Raw genomic sequence first — 9,604 nt, 5'->3', positions numbered from 1 at the left:
AGAAAAGTTCCCCCGCCCCCTCCAATCTTTCTCAATCAGCCTTCCAAACTACTCCTGCACGACCCAGGGGAGGCCGCGGAGGTTGAGCTGCTCCATAAACGGATCGGGATCGAGCTGCTCCATGTTCCAGACGCCGGGCTGCATCCACTTGCCGGTCACCATCATCATGGCGCCGATCATGGCGGGCACGCCGGTGGTGTAGGAAATGGCCTGGCTGCCGACTTCGGCGTAGCAGGCTTCGTGATCGCAGATGTTGTAAATGTAGGCGGACTTTTCCTTGCCGTCCTTCACGCCCTTCATCACGCAGCCGATGCAGGTTTTGCCCTTGGTCAGCGGGCCGAGGGAGGCCGGATCGGGCAGGAGCTTGCCGAGGAACTGGATGGGCACGATCTGCTGGCCCTGGAACTCCACGGGCTCGATGCCGGTCATGCCGACGTTGCCGAGCACCTTGAGATGGTTCAGGTAGTTCTCGGAGAAGGTCATCCAGAAACGGGCGCGGCGGATGCCCTTGAGGTTCTGAACAAGGGATTCAAGCTCCTCGTGATACATGAGGAAACACTTCTTGGGCCCGATGCCGTCCGGGAAATCGTAGGTCATGGACCACGAAAGCGGATCGGTTTCCACCCACTCGCCGCGTTCCCAGTAACGGCCCTTGGCGGTCACTTCGCGGATGTTGATTTCCGGGTTGAAGTTCGTGGCGAAAGGCTGCCCGTGGTCGCCCGCGTTGCAGTCAATGATGTCAAGAACGTGGATCTCGTCGAACAGATGCTTCTGGGCATAGGCCGCAAACACGTTGGTCACGCCGGGGTCGAAGCCGCTGCCGAGCAGGGCCATCAGGCCGGCGTCCTTGAACTTCTGCTGATAGGCCCACTGCCACTTGTATTCAAACTTCGCCACATCCAGCGGCTCGTAGTTGGCGGTGTCCATGTAGTGCACGCCCGCTTCAAGGCAGGCGTCCATGATGGTGAGATCCTGATACGGCAGGGCCACGTTGATCACCATGACGGGCTTGTAGCGCTTGATCAGCGCCACCAGTTCGGGCACATCGTCGGCGTTCACGCGCGCCGTCTCGATGATGCGGCCCGTGCGCTCCTTGATGCTCGCAGCAATGGCGTCGCACTTGGAAACCGTACGGCTCGCCAGCATGATCTCGGTGAAAACTTCGGGATTCTGCGCGCACTTGTGCGCCACAACGCTGCCGACGCCGCCCGCGCCGATAATAAGAACTCGTGCCATTCTTTTCTCCTTTTTCCGGGGCTCTGCCCCGGCCCCTGCAAGGGACTCAATCCCTTGGCCCGGCTTGATGGTCAATCACCGTCTTCCGTTTTCGGGAAACGGTATCAATCATATGCTCCGAACACCCCGGCACGGCATACGGCGGCATTACCGCCGCCCATCCATGACCGAGGGGGTCCGGGGGGAATCATTCCCCCCGGATAGGGGGTCAAGGGGGGCGGTAGCCCCCTTGCCGCCGGAGGCATTCTACCGCTCGAAGTAGGTATAGCCGCGCAAACCGTCTTCAAAGGTTTGCAGGATCTTGTAACGCTCCGAGGGCGTGATTCGCTTTTCACGTACGGCCCGTTCGGCGGCTTCACGGAGATCCTCAAGGATGCGCCGGGGATCGTATTCCACATAGTCGAGGATGTCGGCCACGGAATCGCCCCTGATCTCGCGGACGAACTGGTAGGAGCCGTCCTCGCTGATGCGGATGGACACGACGTTGGTGTCCCCGAGCAGGTTGTGCAGGTCGCCGAGGGTTTCCTGATACGCGCCCACAAGGAACACGCCGAGATAATATTCATCGCCGTCCACAAGGGGATGCAGATCGAGGGAAGTGCGCATACCCTGCGGGTCGATGAACTTGTCGATGCGCCCGTCGCTGTCACAGGTGATATCCGAAATGACCGCCTTGCGGGACGGGAATTCCGTCAGGCGGTGCACCGGCATGACCGGGAACAGCTGATCGATGGCCCACGCGTCGGGGAGTGACTGGAACACGCTGAAATTGCCGTAGTAGATGTCGGCAAGCGTGCTGTCGATGTCCGCGAGTTCCTTGGGCGTGTGCTTGAGCTTTTCCTTTTCCTCGGCGATGCGGTTGATGATCGCCCAGAAGTACTTGTCCGCGAGCGTCCGCTGCCGGAGCGTAACGCGTCCGGTTATGAACAGCTGGCGCATTTCGTCCCGGTAGTAGACGGCGTCGTTGTAGCACTCCTGAAGGTTGCGGACGGACAGGCCCTGCAAGACTTCACGGAGGTTGACCACCGGTTCCGGCACGTCTTCGGGCAGGACATCGGGGATGCTCTCGCCCGTTTCGGCGATGCTCACGTCGAGGATGTTGAACAGAAGGATGGAATAGTAGGCCACGGTGGCGCGGCCCGATTCCGTAACGATGTGCGGGTGTTCGATGCCCTGCTGGTCGAGGATGGTCATGACCGCTTCCACGACGTCGGTACAGTATTCGTCCATCGAATAGTTGCGGCTGCTCACATAGTTGGTGTGCGAGCCGTCGTAGTCCACGGCGAGGCCGCCGCCGAGGTCGAGATACCCCATCTTCGCGCCTTCCTGCACGAGGCCCGCATAGACGCGGGTGCTCTCCATGACGGCGGTACGGATGTCGCGGATGTTGGGGACCTGCGAACCAAGGTGGTAGTGCAGGAGCTGGAGGCAGTCGAGCATGTCGTGCTGCTTCAGGGTGTCCACGATATCCACCACCTGCGCCGTGGTCAGGCCGAAGGCGGAGCGTTCGCCGCAGGAACCGGCCCAGTGGCCGCTGCCCTTGGTGATGAGCTTGACGCGCACGCCGAGGAGCGGGCGCACGCCGAGCGCGGCGGAGCGTTCGAGGATCAGCTCCAGCTCGCCGGGCATTTCCATGACGAAAATGCACTTGAACCCCATACGTACGGCGGAGAGGCCGAGGTCGATGAACTCCTCGTCCTTGTAGCCGTTGCAGATGAGGCAGGCTTCCGGGTCTTTGAGCTGGGAAATGGCGGAAATGAGTTCGGCTTTGGAACCGACTTCGAGGCCGTGGTGAAAGCGCGAGCCGAACTGGGCGATTTTCTCGACCGTATGCTGCTGCTGGTTCACCTTAATGGGGAAGACGCCGCGGTATTCGCCCTTGTAGCCGAGCGAGGTGATGGCCTTGCGAAACGACTCGTGCAGCAGGGTGATCTGCGAATCAAGAATGTTTTCAATGCGCAACAGGACCGGCATGTCGTAGCCGCGCTCGCGCATACCCCGAATGACCTCGGGGACGCTGACGGCTACGCCCTTGTTTTCGCCGGAAGGATAAATCACGACATCGCCCTCGGGCGAAACGCCGAAGTAGCCGGCTCCCCAGTTACGGATGCCGTACAGTTCGGTGGAATCTTCCACACTCCATTGCTGGAGAGTGCGTTTTATCGCCACGTAACGGAACCTCTCAAGGTAATCGGTTGAACAGGCGCGGGACCCCTGCCCCGTGACACAGCCATCGCAACGCGTTCCAAGCCTACGCCGCCCATGCGGCTGCGGGGTGACATTTCCGCGCCGTTTGACGAACGATACGCTCCGGAAGGAAAACGCCCCGTTCCTCGGGAGAAAATCCGGGGGAACCGGGGCGGCCTGCGCGTACGAAAAACAGTCAAATACGGTTTAGAATATACCGTCAAAAAGACAATATTGTCAACAAGCCAGAGCCCAGCCCTCCGTGCGGAGCGGCGCGTTTTCGCAAAGGATTCCGCACCCCGGCGGAGCGGGGCCTTCCGGGCGCGGCATGATTGCGCGGCAAAAATATCTGTGCTAGGAGAAAGGTTTGGAATCAGCCGGACTTCCGCTTCGGCCGCTTCCGGAATCGTCTTGTGTTTTCCTGTCCGGTTTTAGGTGCAGGTTTGACCACGCCCAACCCTCAGTGAGGAAAAAATGAAACGGATTGCTCTTCGTTGGCTCGGAGCTCTGCTGCTCTCCATCACTCTTGCCGCCCCCGCCCTGGCCGCCGGCAAGCACCTCATCAACGGCATCGACGCCAACTATCCTCCGTTCGCCTACGTGGACGAAACCGGCAAGCCCGCCGGGTTCGACGTCGACTCCATGAACTGGATCGCCAAGAAGATGGGCTTTACCGTGGAGCACAAGCCGATGGACTGGGACGGCATCATCCCCGCCCTGCTCGCCAAGAAGATCGACATGGTCTGCTCCGGCATGAGCATCAGCCCCGAACGCAAGGCGCAGGCGAACTTCTCCGATCCCTACTGGACCATCCGCAAGATTTTCATCACCAAGAAGGGCTCCAAGGTCACCGAAGACCAGATCTACAACGGCAAGATCAAACTCGGCGTCCAGCGCGGCACCAACGAACACGAAATGCTCCAGAAGGCGCAGGCCGAAAAGAAGTACAACTATCAGCTGCGCTTCTATGACTCCGGCCCCATGGCCATCGAAGACCTTCTGAACGGCCGCATCGACGCCATCGGCCTTGACGCCGCCCCCGCCGAAGACGCCATGCGCAAGGGCAAGCCCGTGCAGGAAGTGGGCGTGTTCGGTTCCGACGAGTTCGGCGTGGCCATCCGCAAGGACGACGCCGAAACCATGAAGCTCGTCAACGAAGGCTACAAGCTCCTCAAGGCCGATCCCTACTGGAAGGAACTCCAGGCCAAGTACCTCGGCAACAAGTAATGACGCTCACGCCGGGGGCCGCACGGCCCCCGGCGTTTTCGACGCGCTTACGCAAGACCGGCGACGCGGCCTCTCTCCGCCGTCGCCGCCTTGTTGTCAGGGCTTCCCTCTTCGGGAAGACTGGCGTATGCTAGAACGCTTTTCGCGGAGCGGGCGCGGTCTTCGGCATCCGCCCAGACCCTCCGGTTCCGGGCGCGCAAGCCCTTCTACGGGCCCTGCGCAGAGCGTGTTTCCTTTGAAAGGCGCTACGCTTCAAAATCCATTCAGCCGGAAAACACCGTTTTCGGCGGAATCCACGCCGTGTTGCGGCGCGCCGGACATGCGTTCGGCGTTCGGGCATTCCCCATTTGGGAACGCTTTGACCCTCAACCCCCATTCCGTGAGTCGAGATGCTGGAAATAGTGGACAAAATCCCGGTTATTCTCAACGCCTTGCCCTACATCCTTCAGGGCGGCGTCGTAACCCTCATCACCGTCATCGGATCTCTGGCGCTTGGGTTCTGCATCGGCCTTCCCCTCGCCGTGCTGCAAGTGTACGGCCCTTCGTTCATCCGCCGCCTCATCGGCGTCTATGTGTGGTTTTTCCGGGGAATGCCCATCCTGCTCCTGCTGTTCCTCTTCTATTTCGGGCTGTTCGAGGTCATCGGCCTGAACCTGTCCACCATCACTGCGTCCTGCCTCGTCCTCGGCATGGCGAGCGCGGCCTACCAGTCCCAGATTTTCCGCGGCTCCATCGAGACGCTCCCGGTGGGCCAGTTCCGCGCGGCCCGCGCCCTCGGCATGAACGACGGGCAGGCCATCCGGCATATCGTCCTTCCGCAGGCCCTGCGCCTGTCCATCCCCGGCTGGTCCAACGAATTTTCCATCCTGCTCAAGGACTCGGCCCTGTGCTTCGTCCTCGGGACCCCGGAAATCATGGCCCGCACCCACTTCGTGGCCTCGCGGACCTACGAGCACCTGCCGCTCTACATCACGGCAGGCCTGTTGTACTTCGGCATCACCCTTGTGGGCGTGCACATCCTCCGCGTGCTGGAACGCAAGGTCCATATTCCCGGTTACGCCGTCAGCGGCTCCATGTGAGGCACGTCACCATGAACACCACCCCTATCCTGCGCGCCACCAACATCGTCAAAAAACTCGGCGGCAAAACGATCCTCAACGACGTGTCCCTCGATGTGCACAAAGGCGACGTAAAAGTGGTCATCGGCCCTTCCGGTGCCGGCAAAAGCACGTTTCTCCAGTGCCTCAACTACCTCCTGCCCCCGGACTCCGGCGACATCTGGCTTGAGGGGAAGAAGGTCAACGCCCGCGACACAAGGGAACTGTGCGCCCTGCGGCAGCAGGTCGGCATGATCTTTCAGGACTTCAACCTGTTCGATCACCTCACCGCCGAGGAGAACGTCTCCATCGCCCTGCGCAAGGTCATGGGCTGCAACAAGGCCGAAGCCCGCAACCGCGCCCTGACCGAACTCAGCCGCGTGGGGCTCGCCAAGCGCGCCGCGCTCTACCCCGCCCAGCTCTCCGGCGGGCAGAAGCAGCGCGTCGCCATCGCCCGCGCCCTCGCCATGGACCCCAAGGTCATGCTCCTCGACGAGCCTACCTCCGCCCTCGACCCCGAGCTTGTCGGCGAAGTGCTCTCGGTTATCCGTGACCTCGCGGACGGCGGCATGACCATGATCATGGCCACGCACCAGATGGATTTCGCCCGCGCCCTCGCCACCGACATCCTGTTCATGGAACAGGGCAAGATCATCGAGCAGGGTGCGCCCGACGTGCTGCTGGCCCCCGGCTCCGGCACGCGTACCAGCGACTTCTGCGGCAAGCTGTTCGACCTGCGCGGCACCGAAAAATCCGACGAGCCCACGGTCAGCGAACTCCTCACCGGCGACCTGTCCCACGACATCACCGACGACGGCAGCGAATCGTCCATGATCCCCGACGCCCCGAAAAAGGACTAGACGATGCAGTGGCTTGATCCCGACTTCATCTTCCAGACGGTCCTCCCCGCGCTCAACCGGGGGCTCGTCATGTCCATCGCCCTGATCGTGCCCTCCGCGACCATCGGGTTCGTGCTCGGCGTCCTCACCGGCGTGGCCCGCGTCTTCGGCCCCAAGTGGCTCCGCAGCCTCGGGAACGGCTTCACCACCATCTTCCGCGGCGTGCCGCTCGTGGTGCAGCTCATGATCCTCTATTTCGGCCTGCCCAACCTCGGCATTTACCTCGAGCCCTATCCCGCCTCCGTGCTCGGCTTCATCCTCTGCACGGGCGCGTACCAGTCGGAATACGTCCGCGGCGCGCTGCTCTCCATCCGGCAGGGGCAGATCAAGGCGGCCTATGCCCTCGGGTTCACCAAGCTGCAGACCATCCTCTGGGTAGTCATCCCGCAGGCAGCCCGGCGCGCCCTGCCCGGCTGCGGCAACGAAATCATTTATCTGATCAAATATTCCTCCCTCGCCTACATCATCACCTGCATCGAGCTTACCGGCGAGGCCAAGGTACTTGTTTCGCGTTCGTTCCGGCCCACGGAAGTCTACATTGTGGCGGGCATCTACTATCTTGTCCTTGTCTCCTTCGCCACGTGGTTCCTCCAGAAGCTCGAACGCAAGTTCGCCATTCCCGGCTTCGGGAAGAAGTAAGCGCAGGGCGCCGCCCTGCACCCGCTGAGGCTCCGCCTCAGACTCCGCCGGGGGGAGAGCCTCCCCCCGGACCCCGGCGTAAACGGAAACGACACAATGAGGTTCCATTACCCACAGAATAAACGGCAACGCCGTTTATTCCATTTTTTAAGAAAACGACACAACCGACATAAAGCCACAACCTCTCGCGTTTCCATAACCGAGGGGGTTTGGGGGGAATCATTCCCCCCAAGCAGGGTCAAGGGGCGGCAGCCCCTTGCCGCCGGAGGCACCACCCATTCTCGAAAAAAGGACATGCTTCAATGCCCGTACAGGAACATATCCGCAATTTCAGCATTATAGCCCATATCGACCACGGCAAGTCGACGCTCGCCGACCGCATCCTTGAGATCACGGGGCTGGTGTCGGAACGCGAAAAACGCGACCAGTACCTTGACCGCATGGACATCGAACGCGAGCGCGGCATCACCATCAAGGCGCAGAGCGTCCGCATCCCCTACAAGTCAAAAAACGGCAAGCAGTACCTGCTGAACCTCATTGACACGCCCGGCCATGTGGACTTCAACTATGAAGTCTCCCGTTCACTGGCGGCCTGTGAAGGCGCGCTGCTGGTGGTGGACGCCACGCAGGGCGTGGAGGCGCAGACGCTCGCCAACGTCTACCTCGCTCTTGACCACAACCACGAGATCATCCCGGTCCTCAACAAAATCGACCTCCCGAGTTCCGACGTGGAGCGGGTGAAGTCCGAAATTGAAGAAGACATCGGGCTGGACTGCTCCAAGGCCCTGCCCGTCAGCGCCAAGACCGGCGACGGCGTGCCAGACGTGCTCGAAGCCATTGTGGAGCGCCTGCCCGCGCCCGAGGGCAACCCCAACGCGCCGCTCAAGGCACTCATTTTCGACTCGTGGTATGACTCCTATCAGGGCGTCGTGGTCATGTTCCGCATCATGGACGGGACGCTCCGCAAAGGCGACAAGATCGAGCTGTTCGCCACGAAGAAGACCTACGAAGTCATCCGGCTCGGCGTGTTCTCGCCCGAGTCCCGCGACATGGATCAGCTTTCCGCGGGCGAGGTGGGCTTCCTCTGCGGCAACATCAAGGAACTGGGCGACGCCAAGGTCGGCGACACCATTACGCTGGCGGAACGCCCCTGCGCCGAGGCCGTGCCCGGCTTCAAGGAAGTGAAGGCGGTGGTCTTCTGCGGCCTTTACCCGTCCGATCCGAGCGATTACGAACAGCTCAAGTTCGCGCTGGAAAAGCTCCAGCTCAACGACGCGGCCTTCTCGTGGGAACCGGAAACCTCGCAGGCCCTCGGCTTCGGCTTCCGCTGCGGCTTCCTCGGCCTCCTGCACATGGAGATCATTCAGGAACGCCTCGAACGCGAATTTCAGGTGGACCTCATCGCCACGGCCCCCTCGGTCATCTACCGGGTGGAGACGACGGACGGCAAGACCACGGAAATCGACAACCCGTCGAAGCTCCCCGATCCCGCCCGCATCACCAACCTCTATGAGCCCTACGTCCGCATCGACATCCACGTCCCGAGCGACTATGTCGGCAACGTGATGAAGCTCTGCGAGGAAAAGCGCGGCATCCAGAAGAACATGGGGTATCTGGCCCAGAACCGCGTCGTCATCACCTACGAGCTGCCTTTTGCGGAAATCGTGTTCGACTTCTTCGACCGCCTGAAGTCCGCCACGCGCGGTTACGCCTCGATGGACTACGAAGTGATCGACTACCGGGCCTCGAACCTCGTGCGTCTGGACATCCTTCTGAATGGCGAAGCCGTGGACGCCCTCGCGGTCATCGTGCACAAGGACAAATCCTACGCCTACGGGCGTGCGCTTGCCCTCAAGCTCAAGCGCACCATCCCGCGCCAGATGTTCGAAGTGGCGATTCAGGCCGCCATCGGCCAGAAGGTCATCGCCCGCGAAACCATTTCCGCGCTCCGCAAGAACGTAACCGCCAAGTGCTACGGCGGCGACATTACCCGTAAGCGCAAGCTCCTCGAAAAGCAGAAGGAAGGCAAAAAGCGCATGAAGCGCATGGGCAACGTCGAGCTGCCTCAGGAAGCCTTCCTCGCCGCCTTGCAGGTCGGGGACGAGTAGAAAGCAATGGAGGGGGCATACCTCTCCCGATTCCATAGCAAAAGGAAAGGACAGATTCTTGGAATCTGTCCTTTCCTTATTTGAGCCATTCCATTCCAACAGGCCAATCTACATAGCTCTTTTTTCTTTTCCGTCTATGCCGGAAACCAAGGAGCCATACACCCGCTCAACCTTCCGCCCATAGGGAAACCCGGGAACAGGGATTCAATAA

7 protein-coding genes are annotated in these 9,604 nt (G+C 61.1%); 5 read left to right on the top strand and 2 right to left on the bottom strand.

Annotated elements, in window-relative coordinates:
* Window positions 1-48: 48 nt before the first annotated feature.
* Together HMPREF0178_RS08965 and speA are read right to left on the bottom strand one after the other, a co-directional pair.
* Window positions 49-1,236, bottom strand: coding sequence for a saccharopine dehydrogenase family protein (locus HMPREF0178_RS08965; protein WP_005028217.1), 1,188 nt, complete (start codon window positions 1,234-1,236; stop codon window positions 49-51).
* A gap of 246 nt (window positions 1,237-1,482) precedes the next feature.
* On the bottom strand, window positions 1,483-3,405 hold the full coding sequence (gene speA, locus HMPREF0178_RS08960; RefSeq protein WP_009380288.1) for a biosynthetic arginine decarboxylase: 1,923 nt from the start codon (window positions 3,403-3,405) through the stop codon (window positions 1,483-1,485).
* Window positions 3,406-3,897: 492 nt separating this feature from the next.
* Between speA and HMPREF0178_RS08955 the strand changes: the two genes are divergently transcribed.
* The 5 genes from HMPREF0178_RS08955 (at window position 3,898) to lepA (ending at window position 9,393) form a co-directional block, all read left to right on the top strand.
* On the top strand, window positions 3,898-4,650 hold the full coding sequence (locus HMPREF0178_RS08955; RefSeq protein WP_005028215.1) for an ABC transporter substrate-binding protein: 753 nt from the start codon (window positions 3,898-3,900) through the stop codon (window positions 4,648-4,650).
* 389 nt (window positions 4,651-5,039) lie between these two features.
* Window positions 5,040-5,729 carry an amino acid ABC transporter permease gene (locus HMPREF0178_RS08950; protein WP_009380286.1) on the top strand — a complete coding sequence of 230 codons (690 nt, stop codon included), beginning with the start codon at window positions 5,040-5,042 and terminating at the stop codon, window positions 5,727-5,729.
* An 11-nt stretch (window positions 5,730-5,740) separates the two neighbouring features.
* Complete coding sequence (locus HMPREF0178_RS08945; RefSeq protein WP_009380284.1) at window positions 5,741-6,607, top strand: amino acid ABC transporter ATP-binding protein; 867 nt, start codon at window positions 5,741-5,743, stop codon at window positions 6,605-6,607.
* 3 nt (window positions 6,608-6,610) lie between these two features.
* Window positions 6,611-7,285 (top strand): amino acid ABC transporter permease, encoded by a 675-nt coding sequence (locus HMPREF0178_RS08940; protein WP_005028212.1) that lies wholly within the window; start codon window positions 6,611-6,613, stop codon window positions 7,283-7,285.
* Between the two features lie 302 nt (window positions 7,286-7,587).
* Window positions 7,588-9,393 (top strand): translation elongation factor 4, encoded by a 1,806-nt coding sequence (gene lepA, locus HMPREF0178_RS08935; protein WP_005028211.1) that lies wholly within the window; start codon window positions 7,588-7,590, stop codon window positions 9,391-9,393.
* Window positions 9,394-9,604: the final 211 nt, after the last annotated feature.

It is taken from the genome of Bilophila sp. 4_1_30, from assembly GCF_000224655.1.
Taxonomy (GTDB): domain Bacteria; phylum Desulfobacterota; class Desulfovibrionia; order Desulfovibrionales; family Desulfovibrionaceae; genus Bilophila; species Bilophila wadsworthia.
The sequence above is the reverse complement of the archived record's forward strand: the minus strand, read 5'-3'. Positions and strand labels throughout refer to the sequence as shown.